The following is a 25,253-nucleotide window of genomic DNA, read 5'->3' as shown; positions in this document are numbered from 1 at the left end:
CTCGATGCGCTACGCGGCGCGGTATCCGCTCATGAGCTGGTGCGACCTGCGGTGACGCCGACTGAATTGCTCACTTCGCCGCTGTTGTTATCGCTGGTTCGGCTGAGGGGGTCGTTGGGGTGCGCGCCGGATAGCAGGTGGCGGTGTGCGCCGGAGCCTTCGTCGCTGGGCGCGCCGGTGCGGTAGTCGCGTTCTCCGGAGCGGGTGGCGGGAGTATCACCCGACGGTGGCGACCGCCGTGGATCCGTAGGGGTTTCGCGACGGGCGCCTCCCGGTGCGCCCAGTTCATCGCGGGGCGCGTCGGCCGGGTGGTGTGCCTCGACCCGTGTGTGGTTCGTTTCGCCGATCCATCGGCGGTTCATAGCCGTACGGATCCGACCAGTCGTGATGTGTGCGGGAACTCTGGTCCAGACGGCCGCGTGCGTCCGGGTGCTCGTCCCAGCGTTCACTCGAAGGCTCGGGCCGAGGCGAATTCATGGGGGTTGCGCGACGGGCGGCCGAGGGATCGACCCCATGATCGGGCGAGGGTTCGTAGCGGGATGCGTCCGATCGCCGGGGGGAACGTGTCGGTGGTTCGTCCCACTGATCGCTCGGTGGTGCGTCCCGACGATCGCTTGGCGGGGCATCCCGGTGATCGCTCGTTCTGTCCGGATGAGCCGCCAACTGTGCCTCCCGCCGATCGCCGGCTCTTCGGCGGATGTTCGACGGCTGATCGCGGCGTCGGGTTGGTGGTTCGTCGTAGTGTCCGGCCGAGTTCCGAGGATCTTGGGAGGGTTGGGGGGCAGCGGCTCTGCGGCGGGTACGGGCTGGAGGGTCCTGGTCGCGTGGTGGGTCGCGGCGGGTCGATCGGTTGGGGCGCGGCGGGTCCACCAGGGCGCTGCGGCGCATGCTCGACAGCTCGTGTGCGCGGGTGGATTCGCGAGACGGATCCTGTTCGGGGGCTTCGGGGTTGACCACCGGCAGCTCACGGGTGATGCGATGGGACGTATCGCCGCGTTCGCGGAACGCCGCGGGGATGCCCTGGTTGTGCAGCCAGGCGCCAGGGTCGTGGCGGTGTCGGCGGTCCAGGTCGGGAACGGTGTGTTCGAGCAGGTCGAGCAGATCGCCCCGGCCGCCGCCGAGAGCGGCGCGGATGCTGGGGAAGGTGGTGGCGCGGAAGGCCCAATCCCATTCGTAGGCCGGATGGGTGCCACTGGTGTCATGGCCGTGGAAGACGAGATCGCCGGAGCGGGTGATGCGGGCCCGCACCGTTATGCCGTCGGATTCGATGAGGAAACCACGAATGTCGGTGCGGGCGCGGGTGGCGGCGTGGTCGGCGGCCCGCACCTCGAACCAGGCGGTAATCAGGCCGGTCAGCGCGAATCCGGCGGCGACGGCGACCTGCACCCAGACATCGGACAGATCGCTTTCCCGGCTGACCTCGCACGCATACAGAAACACCAGGCTCCCCAGGACCAGGGTCGCGATCCGCGTCAGGCGCAGCGTTGTCGCATGCCGGACTAGACCGAGCACAATGCTGGTCTTGGCCGATGACATGCTTTGCACTCCCGAACGAACGGTCCGCTGGCGAATCAGACTGGATCGTATGCGCCCCGGCAGTCCGGCGATACCGCAAGCGCATACCGGTCAGTCCGGCGGAGTCGGAGTGCCCGACCATGCGCAACGCGGCTATCCCAACCGCGTGGCCAGGGAGAACATCTGCCGCAGCGCCGAAGAACTCGTCGATGCGCGAATCATCCTGGACGCCAAGCGGTTGCTGATCTGCGCGGCACGCCGAACCCCCGCCACCTTCCGCAATATCGACACCCTGCACGCCCGAGGTGCGAACACCGACGGGGGGTGCGAAACTAACGCGCGGCCAGCAAATATGGAGCACACCGAAATGCGTGACATCGGGCGCGGAGTCGATAACCTACGGAGGAGGCCGAGCGGTGTCAGCCCGCTGACCGGGCAGCCGATGCTCGGCGGATACCATGGCTGGTCGCCTAGTGGAACGACGAATTGTCCGACCATCGCGCAGGGAAGGGTCGTCGAATTTGCACCTGAAGAGTCTGACGTTGAAGGGTTTCAAGTCCTTCGCGTCCGCGACGACCTTGCGGTTCGAGCCGGGCATCACCTGTGTGGTCGGCCCGAACGGCTCGGGAAAATCCAATGTCGTCGACGCGCTCACCTGGGTGATGGGCGAACAGGGTGCGAAGGCATTGCGCGGCGGCAAGATGCAGGACGTCATCTTCGCCGGTACTTCCGGACGCGCGCCGCTCGGTCGCGCCGAGGTCACGCTGACCATCGACAACTCCGACGGCGCGCTGCCGATCGACTACGCCGAGGTCTCCATCACCCGGCGTATGTTCCGCGACGGCGCAGGTGAATACGAGATCAACGGCAGCTCCTGTCGCCTGATGGATGTGCAGGAACTGCTCAGCGACTCCGGCATCGGCCGGGAAATGCACGTCATCGTCGGACAGGGCCAACTCTCGGCCATCCTGGAATCGCGCCCCGAGGACCGCCGCGCCTTCGTCGAAGAGGCGGCCGGCGTGCTCAAACACCGCAAGCGCAAGGAAAAGGCGGTTCGCAAACTCGAGGCGATGCAGGCCAACCTCGCCCGCCTCACCGACCTCACCACCGAGCTGCGCCGCCAGCTCAAACCGCTCGGCAGACAGGCCGAGGTGGCCCGCCGCGCCCAGACCGTACAGGCCGACCTGCGCGACGCGCGCCTGCGACTGGCCGCCGACGATCTGGTCACCCGGCGCAACGAGTTGGAGAGCCAGCAGAGCAAAGAGGCGTACGCACGCGAACAGCAGATCACGGTGCAGACCGAACTCGATGCCGGGAATGCCGCACTGGCACAGCAGGAGTTCCAGCTGTCTCGGCTGACCCCGAGCGCCGAGGCCGCCGCGCAGATCTGGTTCCAGCTGTCCGCGCTGGCCGAGCGGGTCAATGCCACCATCCGAATCGCGGGCGACCGAGCCCGCAACCTGCACACCGAACTGCCCGTCGGCAGCGGCCGCGATCCGGAGCAGCTCGAGGCCGAGGCCGAACGGGTGGAGGCCGAGGAGGCCGAACTGCGCGAGGCGGTCGAAATCGCGTCCGAAACCCTGGAGGCCGCGCGCGAGGCGCTGGCCGAGCGCGAGCAGGCCGCGAAGGCCGCCGAACAGGCCCATCTGGCCGCGGTGCGCGCCATCGCCGACCGTCGTGAGGGGCTGGCTCGGCTGTCCGGCCAGGTCGAAACCCTGCGCACCCGATCCCAGTCGGTGGACGCGGAGATCACCCGGCTCACCGTCGCGATCGGCGAGGCGCGCCAGCGCGGCGAGACGGCCGAGGCCGAATTCGAGGCGGGCCAGGGCGAACTCGGTGAACTCGAGGCCGGTGAGGCCGGTCTGGACGCCCAGCACGAGCATGCGGTGCAGGCTCTCGAATTGGCCGATCAGCGCGTCACGGAGCTGCGGGAACAGGATCGCGATGCCACTAAGCGAGTCGCGTCGCTGAGTGCCCGCATCGAAGCACTGGGTATGGGTTCGGCGCGCAAGGACGGCGCCGCCTGGCTGGTCGAGAATCGCGCACAGGGCCTGCTCGGTCCGCTCTCCGGGCTGATCCGGGTGCACGGTGGTTACGAGGCCGCCGTCGCCGCGACCCTCGGCCCGCTCGCCGACGCCGTTGCCGCCGATACCGGAGACTCCGCACACGCCGCGGTACAAGCCTTGAAGGAGGCCGATGGCGGTCGCGCCGCGCTGGTCTTCGATGCGGCGGTCGCGCCGATCACGTCCGACGGTGTGCCGCCCGGCGGAGCGCGCTGGCTGGCGGACGTGGTCGACGGACCGGACAATGTACGCGGCGCCATTGCCGCGCTGACTGTCGGTGTCGCCGTGGTCGACGATCTCGCCGCCGCCACCGAACTGGTTCGGGCTCGGCCGGAGCTGCGTGTGGTCACCCGCGACGGTGATCTCACCGGAACCGGTTGGGTGCTCGGCGGATCCGATCGCGCACCGAGTCAGCTGGAGATCCAGGCCGATATCGATGCCGCCGAGGTCGAACTGGTCGCCGCGCAACGCCGCGCCGAAGAACTGGAGGCGGCCCTGTCCGGTGCGTTGGCCGAACAAGCCGATCGCAAAGACGCCGTCGATCAGGCACTGCTCGCACTGCACGAATCCGATCAGGCCCTGGTCGTGATCTACGACCGCCTGGGCAGGCTCGGCGAGGTGGCGCGCACGGCTCAAACCGATATCGACCGGCTCACCGGGCAGCGCGCGGAAACCGAGTCCGGTCGCGACGAGGCACTGGCGGCGCTGGCCGATCTCGAAGAACGGCTGCGCCGCACCGAGATCGAATCCGATGCCGACGATGGCATGGGCGCCGCGGGCACCGACTCCGCTGGCCGCGACCGCGAGGAAGCCGCCGCGGCACTGGCCGAGGCACGGTCCATGGAGGTGGAGGCCCGCTTGGCCGTGCGTACCTCCGAGGAACGTGCGGAATCGGTTCGCGGCAAGGCTGATTCGCTGCGCCGGGCCGCGCGCGCCGAACGCGAGACCAGGGCGCGCGCCGAACGCGCACAGGCCGCGCGCAGGCAGGCCGCCGAAGTCGCTGCCGCCGTTGCCGAATCCGGTGCCAAGGTCGCCGCAGAATTGGAATCCGTTGTGGCGCAAGCTGGTGCGCGCCGCGACGAATTGGTGCGCCGCCGCACCGAATGCGCCGGTCAGGTCGAGCAGGTCAAGGAACGGGTCCGTGCGCTGACCACCCAACTGGCCCAACTCACCGACGCCGTACACCGCGACGAGGTCGCCAAAGCGCAAGCGGCACTGCGTATCGAGCAGCTCGAGGCGACCATTGCCGAACAGTTCGGCATCGCACTGACCGATCTGATCGCCGAATACGGTCCGGATGTGTCGTTGCCGCCTTCGGATCTGGAGTGGCAGGAGTACGAGCAGGCCAAGGAGCGCGGTGAGCAGGTGGTCCCGCCCGCGCCGATGCCGTTCGACCGCAAATCCCAGGAGCGCCGGGCCAAGCGCGCCGAGAAGGATCTCGCCACCCTCGGCAAGGTGAATCCCCTTGCTCTGGAAGAGTTCGCGGCGCTGGAGGAGCGCTACAACTTCCTCGCCACCCAGCTCGAGGACGTCAAGAGTGCACGCAAGGATCTGCTGGACGTGGTGGCCGAGGTGGATGCGCGCATCCTGCAGGTGTTCACCGAGGCCTACGAGGACGTCGAACGCGAATTCGTCGGCGTTTTCGCGAAACTGTTTCCAGGCGGTGAGGGCAGGCTGGTGCTCACCGATCCGTCGGACATGCTGACCACCGGTATCGAGGTGGAGGCCCGCCCGCCCGGCAAGAAGGTAAAGCGACTGTCGCTGCTGTCCGGTGGCGAGAAGTCGCTGACCGCGGTTGCCCTGCTGGTGGCCATTTTCCGCGCCCGCCCCTCGCCGTTCTACGTGATGGACGAGGTCGAGGCCGCGCTGGACGACACCAATCTGCGCCGCCTCATCGGCCTGTTCGAGCAGCTGCGCGAGAAGAGTCAGCTGATCGTCATCACCCACCAGAAGCCGACCATGGAGATCGCCGATGCCCTCTACGGCGTCAGCATGCGCGGTGACGGCATCACTCAGGTGATCAGTCAGCGGCTGCGCGGGGAGACCCTGACCCCGGTCGGCGCGGCCAGCTGAGTGTAAGTGCCCTTCACAATTCCCTTGTGATCGTGGCCTTTTCGATTCCCCGTTGTGGCCCGGCGCCGACGCCCGCCGGGTACGTTGCGGAATATGAGCGGGAGGGTGGCGCTGGTAGTCGGCTCGGAGTGCGCAGCGCTGCCCACCTTGGGTTTCACCGACGAATACGCCACCGAGCTCCACACCGAACTGCGTGACCTGGGCGGATGGCAGTCCGCCACCGATCACCACGGTCCGCTGCTGAACCCGACTTTCCGCGAGTTGGTCGATGCGGTAGACGAAGCCTTCGATAAGGCGTCGAAACGGCAAGCGACGCTGCTGATCAGCTTCATCGGCCATGGCATGACCACCGCGTCGGAGAACTTCTACCTGCTCGCGCACGACTCGCCCGCCCCGACGCTGAACGTGCACAATGCCTTTCATCTGACCCAAGAGATTCAGGAACGGCTGAACGCATCGTCCGGACTGGACGGCCTGATCATTTTGGTCGACGCCTGCGAAACCGAAGAAGGTGTCCGCGGCGCCGCGCGGCGCTGGCCGGAGGCGGCGGGACCGAACGGGCGGATCGAGTTGCTGGTCGCCACCGGGCGCGGTCCCGCCTACTTCGGCTGTTTCACCAAGACGGTCATCACCACCTTCGGCAAGGGTGTGCCGCGCGGCGGCGAGAGCCTGTTGCCCTCGGATCTGGTGCAGCCGTTGCGTTTGTGTCCGGCCCTGGAGCCGCAATCGTTTTCCTTCACCTCCGGAATCCGCAACCGCAGCAGCGATCCCGGACTGTGGTTGGTCCCCAATGTGGCCCGGCACGATGACGCGGTAAGTGGTCGCGCCGCAGCGGGTTTCATCGATCAGTTGATCAACGGTCTGGTGGTGTCGCGGTCGCTGCGCGAGCGGCTCATCGGCGTGGTCGACGCGGGCGCCCATCGGTTGCGCGGTGTCATCGGGCCCGCGGGCTGCGGCAAATCCACGCTCATGGCAACTCTCATCCGGCCCGGCTGGGTGGATATTCTGCCGATCAAGGTCGGATACATTACGGCGGCGGTATTCCTCGACGCGACAAGCACTGTGGAATCCTTCACCGCGGAACTGGCCTACCAGCTCGGCAGCAGGCTCGACGGCTTCAACGCGGCGACTCGCGTGGTCGAATTCGATCTCACCGACCAGGACAGCAGCCGGCTCGACCAATTCGATATCACCATTCTGCAGCCGCTGGCCAGACTGGACGCGACGAAACCGGTCCATATCGTGGTGGACGGGCTCGATCATCCGCCGCGGGGCACCAGAGCACTGCTCGTGGACGCGATCGCCGAGCTGACCTGTCGTCCTGAACTGGCCCATGTTCGACTCATCGTCGGCGTCCGTGAAGGAACCGGCATCGAGAACTCGGCCCAGCTCGCCCATATGCATCGAATCGAGTTGCCCGCGCCGACGACTCCGGACCTCGCCAAAACCGTCGCGGCGGCTCGGGGGCACACCGAACATACGAATTGGCGCGAATGGATCGACGGTCTACTCCAACAGACCCCCGCCGGTGGTTGGCTGCTGGCCCGGCTGTTGATCGAGATCCGTTCCGACATCACCCCTTCGGATCTGGCCGCGGGCATCGGGCTGGACACGCTGGTCTGGCGTCGGGTCCGTGATGTGGTCGACGAAGTCGATGCCGGTCCGGCCGAGGCAATGTTCGCACTGCTCGGCGTTCTGCTGGCGGCGGGTGCGGGTCCGGTGCTGCCGCTGGAACTGTTGGAAGGCGCGCTGGCGTTTCTCGGTGTCGGCCTGAGCACCAACCGGATTCGCGATCTCGTGGTTCGACTCGGCGTATTGGTAAGTCGAGGGCGTCCCGGTACCTCCGATGAGATGCTCGGCCTGGCGCACAATGCCTTTCGTCCTGCGCTGGCCGCCGACCGTCCCATCGTGCGGCGCAGGAAGGCGGATCGGGCGCTGGTGCAGGCGATCGAGCAGGACGCCGGTTCGTCGAGGCATTCCCCGCGGATCTCCGATTACGCGCGACGATCGGCGGTGCGTCATTACCTCGGTTACGGGGATTCGGCTGCGGCGGTTGCCTTTTTGAAGGATCTGGATACATTGCGGGCCGCGGACAACCGTGATCAGTGGGCCGCATGGATCCCCTCCTTCGTGACCTCGGTCGGCCGCGACCATCCCGACACCCTCACCGCCAGAAAAAATCTCGCCTTCTGGTGTGGCGAAAGCGGTGACCTGGCCGCCGCTATCGCCGAGCATCAGGAGCTGCTCGTCGAGCGGACTCGGGTGCTCGGGGCCGACGATCCGGGCACCCTCACCATTCGAACCAACCTCGCTCGCTGGCACGGCGAGAGCGGTGACCTGGCCACCGCCGTGGCCGAATTCGAGCAGCTGGTCGTCGATCGAACCCGGGTCCTCGGCGCCGAGCATCGGCACACCCTGCGAACCCGGGACGATCTCGCGCACTTCCACGGCGAACAAGGCGATCTCGCGAAGGCCATCGTGGAGTATCAGCGTCTGCTCACCGACCGGCTGCGCGTGCTCGGCGCCGACCATCCCGACACCCTCGCCAGCCGGCGTGAGCTCGCCCGGTGGCGCGGCGAAAGTGGCGACCTCGCCACCGCCATCATCGATTTCCACCATCTTCTCATCGATCAGCAGCGCATTCTCGGCTCCGACCATCCGGCGATATTCACCACCCGCCACCATCTCGCTCAGCTGCACGCCGAGAGCGGTGACCATGCCACCGCCATCGCCGAACTCCGTACGCTGCTCGCGGAGCAGGAACGCGTGCACGGCAGCGATGATCCGCGGACACTGGTCACCCGAAACGACATCGCGCGCTGGCACGGCGCCAGCGGTGACCATGCCACCGCCATCGCGGAATTCGAGCAACTGCTCACCGATCGAACGCGCATTCTCGGACCCGACCACCCGCATACGCTGCGCACCCGCAGCAGCATCGCCGACTGGCACGGCGCCAGCGGTGACCACACCACCGCCATCGCCGAATTCCGGACATTGATCGCCGACGAACAGCGCATCCTCGGACCGGATCACCCCGTCACGCTCCGATCGCGCCATAACCTCGCACATCTGTACGGTGAAATCGGTCACTATGTCACCGCGGTCGCCGAATTCGAGAAGGTGCTTCCGGCCCGGCTCCAGGTGCTCGGCCCCGCACATCCCGATACGCTGCAAACGCGGGACGAACTCGCCTTCTGGCGCGGTGAAAGCGGTGATCCGACAACGGCTCTCGACGAGTACCGCCGACTGCTCGTCGATCGACTCGGGGTCCTGCCCGCCAACCACCCCGATACGCTGCGCACTCGCTACCAACTCGCCTACTGGCGCGGTGAGAGCGGCGATCCCGCCACGGCCGTCAGCGAATACGAGCGTTTGCTCGCCGACCAGCTCGCCGCGCTGGGACCCGACCATCCCGACACCCTGCGCACCCGGACCAAGCTTGCCTTCTTCCGTGGACAGCGTGGCCACACCACGACCGCCGTGGCCGAATACGAGGAACTGCTCACCCATCAGCTCGCGGTGCTCGGGCCCGACCATCCCGACACCCTGCGCACTCGCGCCGATCTCGCTTTCTGGCGCGGCGAGAGCGGCAATATCACCGCCGCGCTCATCGACCTGGAGCGGCTGCTTCCGGTCCGGCGCCGGGTACTCGGCCCGGACCATCCCGATACGCTGCGGACCCGCCACAATCTGGCCCGATGGCGCGCCGAGACCGGCGAATACGCCACGGCCATCGGCGAATACGAACGGCTGCTGCGCGATCGGCGCCGGATTCTCGGCCCGGATCACCACGACACCTTGTCGACATTGCACAATCTGGCCTACTTCCGTGGTGCCGGCGGCGATCCGGACGCCGCCTGCCTCGAATTCGAACAGCTGCTGCCGATCCGCCTGCGTGTGCTCGGTCCGGACCATCCCGATACCTTGCGCACCCGTGCGAATCTCGCGTACTTCCGCGCCGCGAGCGGTGCGATCGCCACTGCCCTGGCCGAATTCGAGTCGGTCCTGGTCGACCGGACCCGGGTGCACGGACCAGCACATCCGAATACCTTCCGCACCAGACACGATCTCGCCTGTTGGCGTGCCGTGTCCGGGGATCTGCCCAGCGCGGTCGCCGAGCTGGAATCGTTACTCGCCGACCGCATCCGGGTCCTCGGGCCTGATCACCCGGACACGCTGCTGAATCGAAATGAACTGGCGCTCTGGCGTTGTGAAACCGGTGCCGTCGCCGTCGCTGTCGGCGAATTCGAACGGCTGCTCATCGAGGAGTACCGCATCTTCGGCGAGGAGCACCCACGCACCCTGGTGACCCGATATCACCTGGCGCGGGCGCGTGGCCGCGCCGGCGATACCGCGACTGCCGCAAAAGAACTGGAGGAACTGCTCACCGATCAGCTCCGGCTCCTCGGCCCCGATCATCCGCACACTGGGCGCACCCTCGCCGCGTGCCGCGACGCGACCCTGCCCAGCACCGACGGCCTGCTGAACCGCATTCGCCGAGCCTTCGCGCGCGACGCACTCGAACCTCCACCGGACACCTGACCTCCGCCACCTCAGGATCCGCATCCCGTGTGCGCACCAAGTGCGGATCCCGACGATTCGCTCAGTGTGCGGCGGCGCGGCGGTCGCCGTTCTGCTGGGCCTCGATCTCGGCGGCACCGGTTGTGGTGAGCCAGGATTCGAGGGTGTTGAGGGCGGGATAGATTTCCCGGAGCGCGGGGATGTCGGCGTGCCATCCGGCGGACTTGCGGACCAACCGCCAAGTGTTGCCGATCTGTTCGCCGAGGGCATCCGCTTCGGCCTCGGTGACCTCGTGGTAACGCAGCGGATATCCGGTGGCCCGCGTGATCGCCGCCAGGGCCGCGATGGGAGTTATTGCGTCACCGGCCAATTCGAGGATTCGGCCGTGGAAGCGGTCCGGGTCGGCGAAGGCAAGTGCGGCGAAGGCCGCGATATCGTCGATCGCGATCATCTGCAGCGGCTGGTCGGCCGGGAACAGATGCCTGTGCACGCCGTCGACGATGCCGTCCACCGGACTGCCGCGCATGATGTAGTTCTCCATGAAGCGCACCGGACGCAACAGGGTGTAGCGCAATCCACTGGCCGCCGCGGCATCCTCGATGCTTTTCTTTCCAGCCTGGCCCCAGGCGGCGTCATCGGTTATCGAAGCGACACCCGTGAAGACGATCTGTTCGACCCCCGCACGCTTGGCCGCGTCGATCACCGCGATGCCGCGGGTGGCCTCCAAATCGGCCTGCCAGCCGTTCGGTCCGAAAGCGGCCGGGGGCACGAGGAATACACCGCGCGCTCCGGCGACGGCGGCGTCCAGCGTTGCGGGAGTGTCGAAATCACCGGTCACCAGTTCGGCGCCCGCGTCGGCCAGTGCACGGGCCGAGGACGCCTGCGGATCGCGGACCAGCACACGCACCGCGATATCGTCGGCCAGCAGTCGGCGCGCGGTCGCACCGCCCTGCTTGCCGGTTGCGCCGGTGACCAGGATGGGGTTCTGCTGAAGGGACATACTCGCCTTCTCTGCTCGATACAATCGGGTCGGATAACCCGTATTCGGACGATATGGGCGCGATCACCCGCTTGGCCAGGTCCAGGCACGGAAGGCCGTAACGAAATGTCTGCTTCGCTGTCCACTTCGGCGCCGTCCGCGGTCGCCGCGCGGGCCGATGCCCGCCGCAATCGCGCGTTGGTGCTGGCCGCCGCGCAACGTGCCTTCGCCGAACACGGCACCTCGGTCTCCCTGGCCGAGGTCGCCCGCAGGGCCGGGGTGGGCGCGGGCACTGTCTATCGGCATTTCCCCACGAAAACCGATCTGCTGGAAGCGGTCATGCAACAGCGCATCGACCGGCTCGCGACACTGGCCGCCGAATATCTCGACGCGCCGGATCCCGGTGCCGCATTCTTCGCGGTCTGCACCGAGGTGGTCAGCTCCGCCCCGCGCAGCCAGGCGCTCTGCGATGTCGTCCAGTCCGATGACGGCTGGCCGAAGGCGCTGCTACGCAGCGCTGGCGATCGCTTTCAGCACGCGCTCGGCGCCCTGTTGACGGCCGCGCAGCGTCAGGGCGCGGTCCGTTCCGATCTCGAAATCGCCGATGTACTGGATGTTTTCACCGGATGCGTGGCGGTTCAGCGACGTCAACGCCCCGGCGGGCCACTGCTTCGGGCTGTCGCGATCATGCTGGATGCCATGCGCGCCGACCCTGGAATCCGGCCCGTAACGAAACCTGATGCCGCGGCCAATTCTGGTAACGAAACTGGCCTTCGTAACGAAACGCCGCGCTGTCCGATCTGCGACACCGAGATCCGCCTCACCGGCACCGGCCGCCCGGCCCGCTACTGCTCGGCCGCCTGCCGCCAAAAGGCACACCGCCGAAGATCGGCCCGCGCCGCGGTGGCCGAGGTGGCCGCGCTGCGATAACGCCGACCGAATTCGGATTCCGCCCGGCGACCGTCTGCCCGGGACAGAGCGCTCTGGGCATCGACGGTCGGCACCTGACGCGGGGGGAGTCAGAGCAAATCGCTCACGTCATCCGGGACGTCGACGGCGTATTTGCGCAGAATGTCCATCGAGATCACTTCCAGGGCGTTTTCATGGGTGGCTGCCAGTACCACGGGCGCGGCGACACCGTCCTCGTGGGCGTGCAACCAGCGCACGGCCACCACACACCACCGGTCTCCCGGCTGCAGCCCCGGGAAGTTGTTCTCCGGGCGCGGCGTACTCAGATCGTTGCCGATGGACGCCTGGTGTTCGAGAAATTCAGCCGTGACGACGGTGCACACGGTATGGCTGCCCAGATCCTCCGGCCCGGTACTGCAGCAGCCGTCCCGGTAGAAGCCGGTGAGAGGATCGGTGCCGCACTCTTCCAGCGGCCCCCCAAGCACGTTTCGATCGGTCACGTCGCCGATACTATTGTCCCGTCGCGAGAAGTTCCGCAGGACAAGAAATCTCGGGGGTTGTGTGTCGGGTCCGGGACGCTGTGGTAAGGCGAAGGACCTGGTTCTGCAAGGATGGTCGGCGTGAGTTCCGAAGCCTGGATCCTGATTGCCGCTGTCGCCGCCCTGCTGGTGGTGGCGTTTGTCGCCGGATTCGTCCTGTACAAGCGCCGTCGCGTCACACTGACGCCACCCGCCGCCGAGAAAGAACTGACCGATCGGTCGGGCGGTTACGCGGCCTCGGGCGGCTTCAACTTCAGTCAGGGTGGCACGGCCACCGCGACACGCCCGGAGCCCGCGCCGATCGAGCGAACCGATACCGAGGGGCAACCCCATGTCGGCGACGATGCCGCGATTCCGCGTGACGCGCCGAAGCGCGGCATTACCAACGTGCCCCTGCCCGAGGGTGATGTCGACACCGCGGAGCCTGTTTCGGTCGAAACCGATGGGGCGGCCACTACGGCCGAATCCGCAACCGCGACGGCCGAATCGGATACCACTGTCGAATCGGACGGGGCGACCGCCCCGCCCACGAGCACCGATGTCGGCGCGCCGTCGGACACCGCCGACCCCGGAACCGCAGCGCCGACGGACACCGCACCTGCCCCGCCCGCGGACACCGCACCAGCGGCAACCCCGGACAAAACCTCCGTGGAAACCGCCCCCGAGCCCACCGCCGCCGATGCCGCCACCGCCCCCGCCCTCGACTACATCGAGCCCACCGCGGGCCGCCTGGTCCGCCTGCGCAGCCGCCTGTCGCGCTCCCAGAACGCGGTCGGCAAGAGCCTGCTCGGCCTGCTCGGCGGCGGCGATCTGGACGACGATTCCTGGGAAGAGGTAGAGGACACCCTGGTCCTGGCCGATCTCGGCACCGCGAGCACCAGTGCGGTGGTGGAGCGGCTGCGCGAGGAGATGGCCGCGCGCAGCGTTCGCGATACCGAACAGGCTCGCGCCGTGCTGCGCGAGGTATTGGTCGAGGCGCTACGTCCGGAACTCGACCGTTCGGTGCGTGCGCTCCCGCATGACGATCATCCGTCGATCCTGCTGGTCGTCGGCGTCAACGGCACCGGAAAGACCACCACTACCGGCAAGCTCGCCCGCGTACTGGTCGCCGACGGCCGCCGGGTCCTGCTCGGCGCCGCCGACACCTTCCGCGCCGCCGCCGCCGATCAGTTGCAGACCTGGGGTGAGCGGGTCGGCGCCGAGACGGTTCGCGGCCGGGAGGGCGCGGATCCGGCGGCCGTCGCCTTCGATGCGGTCAGCGCGGGTATCGAGGGCGGTGTCGATGTCGTCATGATCGATACCGCGGGTCGACTGCACACCAAGACCGGTCTGATGGACGAGCTGGGCAAGGTCAAGCGCGTCGTGGAGAAGGCGATAACGCGTGGTCGCTCCGCAGGCTCCGCTCCGGGTGTGGTCGACGAGGTCCTGCTGGTCCTGGACGCCACCGTCGGACAGAACGGCCTCATGCAGGCGCGTGTCTTCGCGGAGGTTGTCGATATCACCGGCGTCGTGCTCACCAAACTGGACGGAACGGCCAAGGGCGGCATCGTCTTCCAGGTGCAGCACGAACTCGGTGTTCCGGTGAAACTGGTCGGCCTCGGCGAGGGCGCCGACGACCTGGCTCCCTTCGAACCCGCCGCCTTCGTGGACGCTCTCCTGGGCTGATCGAGCGGTCAGCGGCGACAGCCGGCGCGGACATAACCACCACGGAGCGAGTCTTACGAGCGAGGAGTTCGCGGCCGGTCTCACGTCCGCGCCGTCGGCGCGGCCATCGAACACAGCCGAGCCGTCGAAGCGCATGCGCTGCAGACGCGAGTCTCGACCGCGCCGCTGGCGACTGCTTGCAGGTCGCTCGACAGGGTCGGACGCGAGACACCAGGGGGCCGCGAACACGCAGCGCGAATGCGCGGCAAATCCAACACAGCACACCTGCGATGAAACGTCTGTGTACGCCAGGAAACGTGGTAGCAACACAACTGCCCCACGCGTTCACTTAGGTGAAACACGGCATCATCACGGATGAAACACCGAATGAGGACCCTTCTGTGCAGGTCCAATTGCCGGAGTCGGCTGGGCCCGAGATGAGGAGGACATTAAGGTGGCTTTTCCCCTTACCGGTGCACCGGATACCGGTGACACCGCCTGGATGCTGGCCAGTTCAGCGCTCGTGTTGTTGATGACGCCTGGCCTGGCGTTTTTCTACGGCGGCATGGTCCGTTCCAAGAACGTGCTCAACATGATCATGATGAGCATCAGTGCCATGGGGCTGGTCGGCGTGCTGTGGTCGCTATACGGATACTCGGCCGCGTTCGGTGACAACAAGTTCGGCGTTGTCGGCGATCCGGCGCAGTTCTTCGGTCTCAAGGGTCTGATCGGCGGCAATTCGGTTGCCGAGGTCAAGGATGCCGCCGGCACCGTGACCACCGAGGCCGTGAACATTCCGCTCGCGGGCACCATTCCGGCGACGGTATTCGTCGCGTTCCAGTTGATGTTCGCGATCATCACGGTTGCCCTCATCTCGGGTGCGGTCGCCGACCGCCTGAAGTTCGGCTCCTGGCTGCTGTTCGCCGGTATCTGGGCGACGGTCGTCTACTTCCCGGTCGCGCACTGGGTCTTCGACTTCGACGTCAAGGATGCCGACGGCAATGTCGTGCACGAAGGCGGCTGGATCGCGAACAAACTGCTCGCGGTCGACTTCGCCGGTGGTACCGCGGTCCATATCAACGCCGGTGCGGCGGGCTTGGCCCTGGTGCTCGTGCTCGGTAAGCGGAAGGGCTGGCCGAGCACCCCGTTCCGTCCGCACAACCTGCCGTTCGTGATGCTCGGCGCCGGTCTGCTGTGGTTCGGCTGGTTCGGATTCAACGCCGGTTCCGCGGTCACCTCGGGTGGCCTGGCCGGTTCGACCTTCATCACCACCACCCTCGCGACCTGCGCGGCGATGCTGGCCTGGCTGCTGGTGGAGAAGTTCCGCGACGGCAAGCCCACCTCGCTGGGTGCGGCCTCGGGTGTGGTGGCCGGTCTGGTCGCGATCACCCCGTCCTGTTCCTCGGTGAATGTGGTCGGCGCGCTGGCGATCGGCTTCGTGGCCGGTGCGATCTGTGCGCTGGCGGTCGGCCTGAAGTTCAAGTTCGGCTTCGACGACTCGCTCGACGTGGTCGGCGTGCACCTCGTCGGCGGCATCATCGGCACCCTGATGGTCGGCCTGGTGGCGGCCCCGGAGGCGGGCGCGGCCAAGACCGGCCTGTTCTACGGCGGCGGTTTCGACCAGTTGTGGCGTCAGGCCGTCGGTGCCGGTGCGGTACTTGCGTTCTCCTTCATCGCGACCCTGATCATTGCCTATATCGTGAAGTTCACCATTGGGCTGCGCGCCAGCGAGGAAGCCGAGTCGGTGGGCATGGACGAATCCGAGCACGCTGAAACGGCATACGATTTCGCTGCTGTGGGTGGCACGGCACGTACCGCCGTCAAGGAGGCATGACGACATGAAACTGATCACCGCTATCGTCAAACCGTTCACTCTCGAGGACGTCAAGTCCGGGCTGGAGCAGGCGGGTGTGCTGGGCATGACCGTCAGCGAGGTACAGGGCTACGGCCGCCAGAAGGGACACACCGAGGTCTACCGCGGCGCCGAGTACTCGGTGGATTTCGTGCCGAAGGTTCGGGTCGAGGTGGTCGTGGACGATGCCTCGGTCGACAAGGTCGTCGAGGTGATCGTCGAGGCCTCCCGCACCGGCAAGATCGGTGACGGCAAGGTCTGGGTGACCCCGGTGGAGTCGATCATCCGAGTGCGGACGGGCGAACGCGGTACCGACGCTCTGTAAACGGAAAATCGAAATCGAGCGGCGGCCCCGCTCCCACCGGATAGCCCGGTCGGGGCGGGGCCGTACGCATTCGCAGGGACGGTGGTTTGTGGGTAGTCACGAGCAAGACGGCAGACAGGTAACCGAGGATGTCGGCACGAACGTCTCCAATGGCGCGACCGACCTGGTCCGGGCACGTAATCAATTGCTCGAGGGCGGACTGCCCCGTAATCCGCGGCTGGACGCGGAATCCCTGCGTTCGGCACTGGTCGATCTGTTCGATCTGTGGCTGACCACCAAGGGCACCGATCTGGGCATCGATCGCGACAGCGGTCTCGCGGTGGTCGCTGTCGGCGGACTCGGACGCAAGGAGATGCTGCCGTATTCCGATCTGGATCTGGTGTTGTTGCACGACGACGTCGATCCGGCGCGGGTGGCCGAGGTGGCCGATCAGCTCTGGTATCCGCTGTGGGATGCGCATATCAAACTCGACCACAGTGTGCGGACCGTGCCGCAGGCGTTGCGCGTGGCCTCCGACGATCTCATCGCGGCCCTCGGCATGCTCGAGGCCAGGCACATCGTCGGGGATATGGAGCTGAGCAATCTGCTGATCGGTGGGGTGCGCCGGGAGTGGCGCACCGGAATCCGTTCGCGCTTCGACGAATTGATCGAACAGGCCGAGACCAGATGGCAGCGCAGCGGTGCGATCGCCCATCGTGCCGAACCTGATCTGAAGAACGGGCGCGGCGGATTGCGCGATATCCAACTGCTCGACGCGCTGGCCATCGCGCAGCTGACCGATGCGATGCCGGGGCTCGGACCGGATGTGCCGGGCGGCGGTCTGAAGCATGCGCGTCGCCGTTTGCTGGATGTTCGCACGGAGCTGCATCGGGTGGCGGGCCGGGCCCGCGATCAGCTGCGAGCCCAGGATGCCGACGAGATCGGCGCGGCCTTGCGCATCGGTGACCGTTTCGATCTCGCTCGCACACTGAGCGATTCGGCGCGGACCGTGAGTTATTCCGTCGACGTCGGTTTGCGCACCGCCGCCAATGCACTGCCCCGTCGTGGCCTCGCCCGGCTTCGACGCATGCCGGTTCGCCGACCACTCGATGAGGGGGTGGTCGAACACGCGGGGGAAGTCGTGTTGGCGCGGGATGCGCGGCCGCAGCGCGATCCCGGACTGATCCCGCGGGTGGCCGCGGCATCGGCGCAGACCGGGCTACCGATGTCCGCGACCACGCTCAATCGGCTCTCCGAGGATGCGCCGGAGCTACGCGAGCCGTGGCCGAAGGACGCGCTCAACGATCTGTTGATCCTGCTCGGAGCGGGTCGCGGTGCCATCGATGCGGTCGAGGCGCTGGACCGAACGGGCTTGTGGGGCCGGCTCCTTCCGGAATGGGGTGCGGTGCGCGACCTGCCGCCCCGCGATGCGCTGCACACCTGGACCGTGGACCGGCATCTGATGGAGACGGTCGCCTACGCGAGCGCGTTGAGCACCCGCGTCGCCCGTCCCGACCTGCTGATGCTCGGTGCGCTGCTGCACGATATCGGCAAGGGCCGCGCCGGTGACCACAGCATTGTCGGTGCCGAACTGGCCACCCATATCGGGCGGCGACTCGGCCTGTGGCCATCGGATGTGCGAACGCTCAGCGCCATCGTGCGCCACCATCTGTTATTGCCCGACACCGCGACTCGGCGCGATCTGGCCGATCCCGATACCGTGCAGCTCGTCGTCGATGCCCTCGGCGGCGACGTGCAACTGCTCGAGCTGCTGCACACCTTGGCCGAGGCCGATTCGCTGGCCACCGGCCCGGGGGTGTGGGGTGATTGGAAGGCCTCGCTGATCGGGGAACTCGTGCGACGCTGCCGCCTGGTCATGGCGGGGGATCAGCTGCCGGAGCCGGAGCCGATTGCACCGGAACTGCTGGCCAAGGCCGCGGCGGGCGGCGTGCACGTCGATCTGCGGCCCGGCGAGGGCAAGTACACCTATACGGTTACCGTGATCGCACCGGATACACCGGGTCTGCTCTCGGATGCCGCCGGGGTATTGGCTCTGCATTCGCTGCGAGTGCTCTCGGCGACCGTCGGCAGTGCGGGTTCGGCGGCCGTCAATACTTTCGTGGTATCCCCGAAGTTCGGCGATCCGCCGGATGGCGGCCTGCTGCGGCAGGAGCTGATCCGGGCGACCGCGGGCGATCTGGATCTGTCCGCGCAACTCGCGAAGCGGGAACGCGAGGCCACCGGTGCTCGTCCCAGCCCGTACGCGCAGGCGCAGCCCCGGGTGATCTGGTCGGCGACATCGACCCCCGGCCAGGTGGTCCTCGAGTTGCGTGCCGAGGATCGGATCGGGCTGCTCAGCCGTTTGGCCGCGGCATTTGCCGAATGCGGTGCGGATGTGCGCTGGGCGAAGGTGGTGACCATGGGTTCCGCCGTGGTCGACGCCTTCAGCCTTGACCTCGGCGTCGATATCCCGGAGCGTCGCGAAACCATCGAAAAGGCGGTTATGGGCGTGGTGCCGCGGCCCGCTCCGAAGCCGCCGGAGGGAGTCGGCCAACCCGGTACCAACTCGGTCTCCTGACCAGGATAATTGACATTTGCACAAGATTTGCTGAAAGCGTATGCAGCGAGCCTGCCGCACCCTAATATCAGAGCGTCTGGCTATCGCGAGCACGAGGGGAGCAGGTCGGTGGCAATTGAAGTCGTTTCGGCGTCGATGATGACGAGTGACGAGACCACGCATATGGCGCGCTGCGTCGGCGGTGATCGGTGGGTGGTCTCCTGGCTGCCCGGCCGGACCCTGTCCGGACAGCAGGCTGTGACCGCTATGACGATTGCCACCACCGTAGCCACCCACGATGTGCCGACCGGTGTGGCGTGGGCCATGCTCGACGATCTGGCCCTCGAGCTCGGTCTCACCGGTCGGGAGGCGGTTTTCATGGTTGCTCAGGAGAACCACGACTACCGCAAAACCGCCAAACCGCGCCGCCGCACGATGGAATAACTCCGGGAAGCGAGCACCGCTTGCGCGAACATGTGGGCAGTCCCATTACCCTGGGATACCAAGTGACGTCCCACGAGATCAGGAGCGCGATCGGTGTTCGAATCCCTGTCCGACCGGCTTACCGGTGCCCTCAAGGATCTTCGCGGTAAGGGGCGTCTGTCACCGGCCGACATCGACGCCACCTGCCGCGAGATTCGCCTGGCCCTGCTCGAGGCCGACGTCGCACTACCCGTGGTGCGCGGTTTCATCGCGAAGATCAAGGAGCGGGCCAAGGGAGCGGAGGTCTCCGCCGCTCTCAATCCGGCCCAGCAGGTCGTCAAGATCGTCAATGAGGAACTCATCGGAATCCTCGGCGGCGAAACCCGCAGGCTGATCCTCGCCAAAAACCCGCCGACGGTGATCATGCTGGCCGGTCTGCAGGGTTCCGGTAAGACGACCCTGGCGGGCAAGCTCGCGAAATGGCTGAAGGGGCAGGGCCATCAGCCCCTCCTGGTGGCGTGCGACCTGCAGCGTCCCGGCGCGGTGACCCAGCTCCAGGTCGTCGGTGAGCGCGCGGGTGCGCCCGTCTTCGCGCCGCATCCCGGCACCTCCATCGGCGGCGGCGAGAATCCGCTCGGCATTTCGGCGGCCGATCCGGTCGCGGTGGCCGAAGCCGGTGTCGCGGAGGCCCGCAGCAAGCAATACGACGTGGTCATCGTCGATACCGCGGGTCGCCTCGGTATCGACTCCGAGCTGATGGCTCAGGCCGCGGGAATCCGCGATGCGGTCAAGCCCGACGAGACGCTGTTCGTGCTCGACGCGATGATCGGTCAGGACGCCGTCAATACCGCGGAGGCCTTCCGCGACGGTGTCGGCTTCACCGGCGTCGTACTCACCAAGCTCGACGGTGACGCCCGTGGTGGTGCGGCGCTGTCGGTCCGCAATGTGACCGGTGCGCCGATCATGTTCGCCTCCACCGGTGAGAAGCTCGAGGACTTCGACGTCTTCCACCCGGATCGGATGGCCTCGCGCATCCTCGGTATGGGTGACGTGTTGAGCCTCATCGAACAGGCCGAACAGGTCTATGACCAGCAGCAGGCCGAGGAAGCCGCCCGCAAGATCGGCAGCGGCGAGATGACGCTCGAGGACTTCCTCGATCAGATGCTCGCCATTCGCAAGATGGGTCCCATCGGCAACCTGCTCGGCATGCTCCCCGGTGCGGGACAGATGAAGGATGTGCTCGCCCAGGTCGACGATAAGCAGCTCGACCGGGTACAGGCGATCATCCGCGGTATGACCCCGGCCGAACGAGCGAATCCGAAGATCATCAACGCATCTCGCCGCCTGCGCATCGCCAATGGCTCGGGCGTGCAGGTCTCCGAGGTCAACCAGCTCGTCGACCGCTTCTTCGAGGCCAAGAAGATGATGGCCATGATGGGCCGCCAGATGGGCTTGCCCGGTTCGCGCCGCGGCAATACCAAGAAGGGCAAGAAGGGCAAGAAGGGTGGTCGCGGACCGACGCCCCCCAAGATGCGCGGTGGCTTCCCCGGCATGCCCGGTATGCCCGCCGGTATGCCGGACCTGTCCGGTATGCCGGCGGGGTTGGACCAGCTGCCGCCAGGGCTCGAGGGTTTCGACCTGTCCAAGCTGAACTTCCCCAAGAAGTAGCCGTTTCGGTCGCGCTGCCGCACCGAGCTCTCGATCGGCACCCTGTCTGCTAACCGGGCATCCCGTGCAGGGGGTGCCCGGTGTGAAGACGGGGTGCCCGGCGTATCGGTCTGCGCGAGCGGGTGAGGTGACCCGGTCGAGGGGCATCGGCAGTAGGTTGGGCAATGCCGAGGACGTCGAGGAGGTTGCTGTGCATCTGCGGGGTGTGGTGCTGCCGGAGGACGAGGTGCGTGACCTCTGGGTGCGGGACGGGCTGGTGTCGTTCGAACCCGTCGCGGGGGTCGAAACACTGTGCGGCACGGGGTGGATCGTGCCCGGTCTCGTCGATGCGCACTGTCACGTCGGTATCCGGTACGGCGGGGGACATGAGGATCGGGGCGGGGCGATCACGCAGGCCGAGACCGAGCGGGACGCGGGTGCGCTGCTGCTGCGCGATGCGGGCTCACCGATCGATACGCGCTTCATCGATGAGCACGAGGAACTGCCGCGGATCATCCGCGCGGGCCGTCATATCGCCCGGCCGCGGCGATACATCCGGGAACTCGGCATCGAACTCGACGATGAGCGCGATCTGCCGGAGATCGTCGCCGAACAGGCTCGGCTCGGCGATGGCTGGGTGAAGATCATCGGGGATTGGATCGACCGGTCCGTGGGCGATCTGCGACCGCTGTGGAGCGATGCGATCCTGAAGGAGGCGATCGACGCCGCGCACGCCAATGGTGCGCGGGTGACGGCTCATGTCTTCGGCGAAGATGCCCTGCCCGGCCTGATCAACGCGGGTATCGACTGTCTCGAACACGGCACCGGTCTGACCGACGACACCATCGAGTTGATGGTCGAACACGGCACCGCACTGGTCCCGACGCTGATCAATATCGATACCTTCCCCGGAATCGCCGACAGTGCGGGCAAATTCCCCATCTACGCCGCACATATGCGCGATCTGCACGCGCGCGTGCGGCGCACCGTCGCCAATGCGCACGATGCCGGGGTTCCGATCTTCGCGGGCACCGACGCGGGCGGATCCATTCGCCACGGCCGCATCGCCGACGAAATCGCCGCGCTGTCCGGGGCGGGGCTGTCCGAACACGACGCACTCGGCGCCGCCTCCTGGAATGCCCGCGCCTGGCTCGGCCGACCGAGCATCGAGTCCGGCGCACCCGCGGATTTCGTTGTCTACCAGGAAGACCCGCGTATCAACCCGGCCGTCCTCACCGAGCCCCAGTACGTCGTCCTGCGGGGCCGTCTCGTCAAAACCCACAGTCCGGTCACCGGTCACCGCTGACCCGGCGCATCGCTGGTGTGTCGTATGGGATCTCCCCAGGTCAGCGGGTTGATGTGGGCAAGATCGGAAAGGTAGGGGTGGTGCGCGCGTAGGGTCGGGTCATGACCATTCGCCTCGGTTACCAGATGCCCAACTTCAGCTATGGCCAGCCCGTCAGCGAACTCTTTCCGACCGTGGTCGCGCAGGCCAGGGAGGCCGAAGCCGCCGGCTTCGACACGGTCTTCGTCATGGATCACTTCTACCAGTTGCCCGGTATCGGCCAGCCGAGTGATCCCATGCTGGAGGCATACACCACACTGTCCGGAATCGCCGCGTCTACCGAACGAATTCAGTTGTCGGCGTTGGTAACCGGCAACACCTATCGCAATCCCGCACTTCTCGCCAAGACCGTCACCACCATGGATCTGGTGAGTGGCGGACGGGCCGTACTCGGCATCGGCGCCGGCTGGTTCGAGCTCGAACATCAGTCCTACGGCTTCCAATTCGGTACCTTCACCGAACGATTCCAGCGGCTCGACGAGGCGCTGCAGATCATTACCCCGATGCTGCGCGGGGAACATTCGACCTTCGAGGGCAAGTGGTATCACACCGATAACGCCATGAACGAGCCGCGGCTGCGCAATGACCTGCCGATTCTGCTCGGTGGCGGCGGCGAGAAGAAGACCTTCGCGCTGGCGGCCCGCTTCGCCGACCATCTCAATATCGTCTGCAACGCCTCCGAACTGCCCCGCAAGATGGCGGCGCTGCACCAGCGCTGTGCCGAAATCGGCCGCGACCCTGGCACTTTGGAGGTCAGCTTCCTCTGTTTCCTGATGATCGATGCAGACGGCGACCGTGCCCGCAAGCAACAGCAGGATCTGCTGCGCGGCATCGGCGTCGACCTGTCCACGCTCTCGGAAGACGAGCGCAAGCAGACCATCGCCGACCGCCAGTTCGTCGGCTCCCCGGCCGAAGTCGCGGAACAACTGCGGACCCGGGTGCTCGATCACGGCGTGCAGGGGCTCATTGTCAATATGGTGACGAACGGCCATGAGCCGGGTGCGGTAGATCTGGCCGGGCGCACGCTGGCGCCATTGGTTCGCTGAGCCATTGACCTGAGCGCCCATTTCGTGGAATTGCCCCAGGACAACCCATACTTCTGGGGTACCGGCTCGGTGCGCGCGGATACCGTCAGGAGGTATACGTTGCGGCGGGCGAGACGGTCGTGGCCTCCGGACCTGTTCCAATTACCGTCGGCACGGCAGGCCTGCGCGGAAGCGCTACTGATCGAGAGCCGTCGGCGCGTGCTGCTGCGCTGGAGAATCGCGGTATCGACGGCGGCTCGACTGTCAGCTGAGCAGGTCCGCGATCCCGCTGATCACACCACGAATACCGCCGACAGCGGCCCGCGTGAGGCCGGGCGCGAGCAATTCCACGGCCGCGTCACCGCCGATTTCGGTCGCCGCCTCGGCAACCTCACCCCGCCTACGCCGACGGCGCCTTCTGAAGATCCCCATATCGTGACTATCCGAACCGGGCGGCCGACCGTTTACAGACGACGCGATTTCAGGAGCGAGGGACTGGTCTGGCACAATGGACCATCGTCCTTCCTGGACAAGTGTCAGCCCGTCTCCGGTTACGTACCGCGCGGCGGTCACACACTCCAAGCGCAAAACCGGGCTCGCAGACCGTGCGAGTCGCTGAATTGCGCCGTGACCAACCATCGAAAGGCAGATCAGCACATGGCTGTTCGCATCAAGCTCACCCGTCTCGGCAAGATCCGCAACCCGCAGTACCGCGTGGTCATCGCCGACGCCCGCACCCGTCGTGACGGCCGCGCCATCGAGAACGTCGGCAAGTACCACCCGAAGGAAGAGCCGTCGCTGATCGAGATCGACTCCGAGCGCGTGCAGTACTGGCTGGGTGTCGGCGCGCAGCCGACCGAGGCCGTGCAGCGGCTGCTGGAGATCACCGGCGATTGGCAGAAGTTCAAGGGCCTGCCGGGCGCCGAGGGCACCCTGAAGGTGAAGCCCGCGAAGCCCTCCAAGCTGGACCTGTTCAACGCCGCGCTGGCCGCCGCCGATAACGAGCCGGTCGCCGAGGCCGTCACCCCCAAGAAGAAGGCCGCCAAGAAGGACGAGGCCGCTGAGTCCGAGGCTGCCGAGTAATGTCCGCAGTCGTCGCCGATGCTGTCGAACATCTGGTTCGCGGCATTGTCGCCCATCCGGATGACGTCCGGGTCGAGCTGATCACCGGCCGCCGCGGACGCACCGTCGAGGTGCACGTCAACCCCGACGATCTGGGCAAGGTGATCGGTCGCGGCGGTCGTACCGCGACCGCGCTGCGCACCCTCGTCGCCGGCATCGGCGGCCGGGGGATCCGGGTCGACGTGGTCGATACCGACGCCTGAATGGAACTCGTCGTAGGTCGAGTCGCCAAATCGCACGGTGTGCGCGGGGAACTGGTCGTCGAGGTACGCACCGACGATCCCGACGCGCGTTTCGCACCCGGTGTGCGGCTGCGCGGGCGGGCGGCGCGATCCAACGAAGTCCGTGAGTTCACCGTGGAGTCGGCCCGGGAGCATTCGGGCCGACTCCTCGTGCAACTCGTCGGGGTCTCCGACCGCACCGCCGCCGATGCGCTGCGCGGCATGCTGTTCGTCGTGGACAGTGCGCAGCTGCCGCCGTCGGAGGATCCGGACGAGTTCTATGACCACGAGTTGGAGGGGCTGGCCGTCCAGCTCACCGATGGCACCGTTGTCGGCAAGGTCACCGAGGTGCTGCATTCGGCTGCGGGAGAATTGCTTTCGGTACGCGCCGCCGACGACGACAGGGAGATCCTGATCCCGTTCGTCACCGCGATCGTGCCGACGGTCTCGCTGGCCGATCAACTGGTCGTCATCGATCCGCCGGAGGGTCTGCTCGATCCGGAGTAGCGGA

Annotated in this window: 18 protein-coding genes; 14 read left to right on the top strand and 4 right to left on the bottom strand. The window is 66.9% G+C overall.

Going from position 1 to position 25,253, the window contains the following annotated elements:
• Positions 1-285 precede the first annotated feature (285 nt).
• Positions 286-1,536, bottom strand: coding sequence for a hypothetical protein (locus AB0L58_RS20895; RefSeq protein WP_364389045.1), 1,251 nt, complete (start codon positions 1,534-1,536; stop codon positions 286-288).
• A 500-nt stretch (positions 1,537-2,036) separates the two neighbouring features.
• Between AB0L58_RS20895 and smc the strand changes: the two genes are divergently transcribed.
• Positions 2,037-5,651: a chromosome segregation protein SMC gene (gene smc / locus AB0L58_RS20890; protein ID WP_364389043.1), complete on the top strand. Its 3,615-nt coding sequence runs from the start codon at positions 2,037-2,039 to the stop codon at positions 5,649-5,651.
• 93 nt (positions 5,652-5,744) lie between these two features.
• On the top strand, positions 5,745-10,196 hold the full coding sequence (locus AB0L58_RS20885) for a tetratricopeptide repeat protein (protein WP_364389041.1): 4,452 nt from the start codon (positions 5,745-5,747) through the stop codon (positions 10,194-10,196).
• A 61-nt stretch (positions 10,197-10,257) separates the two neighbouring features.
• Here AB0L58_RS20885 and AB0L58_RS20880 read toward each other — a convergent pair whose 3' ends face one another.
• The gene (locus AB0L58_RS20880) at positions 10,258-11,175 is read right to left on the bottom strand and encodes an NmrA family NAD(P)-binding protein (protein WP_364389038.1); all 918 of its coding nucleotides are present in this window, start codon (positions 11,173-11,175) and stop codon (positions 10,258-10,260) included.
• Positions 11,176-11,280: 105 nt separating this feature from the next.
• On the opposite strand from AB0L58_RS20880, the gene AB0L58_RS20875 reads away from it, so the two are divergent.
• Complete coding sequence (locus tag AB0L58_RS20875) at positions 11,281-12,084, top strand: TetR/AcrR family transcriptional regulator (protein ID WP_364389035.1); 804 nt, start codon at positions 11,281-11,283, stop codon at positions 12,082-12,084.
• Between the two features lie 89 nt (positions 12,085-12,173).
• On the opposite strand, the gene AB0L58_RS20870 is transcribed toward AB0L58_RS20875, so the two are convergent.
• Positions 12,174-12,563 (bottom strand): DUF2237 domain-containing protein, encoded by a 390-nt coding sequence (locus AB0L58_RS20870; protein ID WP_019048221.1) that lies wholly within the window; start codon positions 12,561-12,563, stop codon positions 12,174-12,176.
• A gap of 120 nt (positions 12,564-12,683) precedes the next feature.
• Between AB0L58_RS20870 and ftsY the strand changes: the two genes are divergently transcribed.
• The 8 genes from ftsY (at position 12,684) to AB0L58_RS20830 (ending at position 23,420) form a co-directional block, all read left to right on the top strand.
• Entirely contained in the window at positions 12,684-14,267 is a 1,584-nt protein-coding gene (ftsY, locus tag AB0L58_RS20865; RefSeq protein ID WP_364389033.1) for a signal recognition particle-docking protein FtsY, read from the top strand.
• 433 nt (positions 14,268-14,700) lie between these two features.
• Positions 14,701-16,080 carry an ammonium transporter gene (locus AB0L58_RS20860; RefSeq protein WP_364389030.1) on the top strand — a complete coding sequence of 460 codons (1,380 nt, stop codon included), beginning with the start codon at positions 14,701-14,703 and terminating at the stop codon, positions 16,078-16,080.
• A 4-nt stretch (positions 16,081-16,084) separates the two neighbouring features.
• Positions 16,085-16,423 (top strand): P-II family nitrogen regulator, encoded by a 339-nt coding sequence (locus AB0L58_RS20855; RefSeq protein ID WP_040868325.1) that lies wholly within the window; start codon positions 16,085-16,087, stop codon positions 16,421-16,423.
• Between the two features lie 88 nt (positions 16,424-16,511).
• Positions 16,512-18,980: a [protein-PII] uridylyltransferase gene (locus AB0L58_RS20850; RefSeq protein ID WP_364389027.1), complete on the top strand. Its 2,469-nt coding sequence runs from the start codon at positions 16,512-16,514 to the stop codon at positions 18,978-18,980.
• A gap of 108 nt (positions 18,981-19,088) precedes the next feature.
• A complete protein-coding gene (locus tag AB0L58_RS20845) occupies positions 19,089-19,403 on the top strand; it encodes a hypothetical protein (RefSeq protein WP_364389024.1) in 315 nt (104 codons plus the stop codon).
• A 93-nt stretch (positions 19,404-19,496) separates the two neighbouring features.
• Entirely contained in the window at positions 19,497-21,050 is a 1,554-nt protein-coding gene (gene ffh / locus AB0L58_RS20840; RefSeq protein WP_364389022.1) for a signal recognition particle protein, read from the top strand.
• A 190-nt stretch (positions 21,051-21,240) separates the two neighbouring features.
• Entirely contained in the window at positions 21,241-22,335 is a 1,095-nt protein-coding gene (locus AB0L58_RS20835; RefSeq protein ID WP_364389240.1) for an amidohydrolase family protein, read from the top strand.
• A 101-nt stretch (positions 22,336-22,436) separates the two neighbouring features.
• Positions 22,437-23,420, top strand: coding sequence for an LLM class F420-dependent oxidoreductase (locus AB0L58_RS20830; protein ID WP_364389019.1), 984 nt, complete (start codon positions 22,437-22,439; stop codon positions 23,418-23,420).
• A gap of 243 nt (positions 23,421-23,663) precedes the next feature.
• On the opposite strand, the gene AB0L58_RS20825 is transcribed toward AB0L58_RS20830, so the two are convergent.
• A complete protein-coding gene (locus AB0L58_RS20825) occupies positions 23,664-23,831 on the bottom strand; it encodes a hypothetical protein (RefSeq protein ID WP_364389016.1) in 168 nt (55 codons plus the stop codon).
• A 225-nt stretch (positions 23,832-24,056) separates the two neighbouring features.
• On the opposite strand from AB0L58_RS20825, the gene rpsP reads away from it, so the two are divergent.
• From rpsP to rimM, 3 genes are read left to right on the top strand one after another with little or no spacing between them, the layout of a single operon-like run.
• Positions 24,057-24,482 (top strand): 30S ribosomal protein S16, encoded by a 426-nt coding sequence (gene rpsP, locus AB0L58_RS20820; protein WP_364389239.1) that lies wholly within the window; start codon positions 24,057-24,059, stop codon positions 24,480-24,482.
• Positions 24,482-24,724: an RNA-binding protein gene (locus tag AB0L58_RS20815; protein WP_364389014.1), complete on the top strand. Its 243-nt coding sequence runs from the start codon at positions 24,482-24,484 to the stop codon at positions 24,722-24,724. The genes rpsP and AB0L58_RS20815 overlap by 1 nt, the downstream gene beginning before the upstream one ends.
• The gene (rimM, locus tag AB0L58_RS20810) at positions 24,725-25,249 is read left to right on the top strand and encodes a ribosome maturation factor RimM (protein WP_364389012.1); all 525 of its coding nucleotides are present in this window, start codon (positions 24,725-24,727) and stop codon (positions 25,247-25,249) included. It abuts the gene before it with no gap.
• The last annotated feature ends 4 nt before the right edge of the window (positions 25,250-25,253 follow it).

Source organism: Nocardia sp. NPDC052112 (genome assembly GCF_040680135.1).
In the GTDB taxonomy this organism is placed as follows: Bacteria; Actinomycetota; Actinomycetes; order Mycobacteriales; family Mycobacteriaceae; genus Nocardia.
Note: the sequence above shows the minus strand (reverse complement) of the source record. Positions and strands in the feature narration are given on the sequence as shown.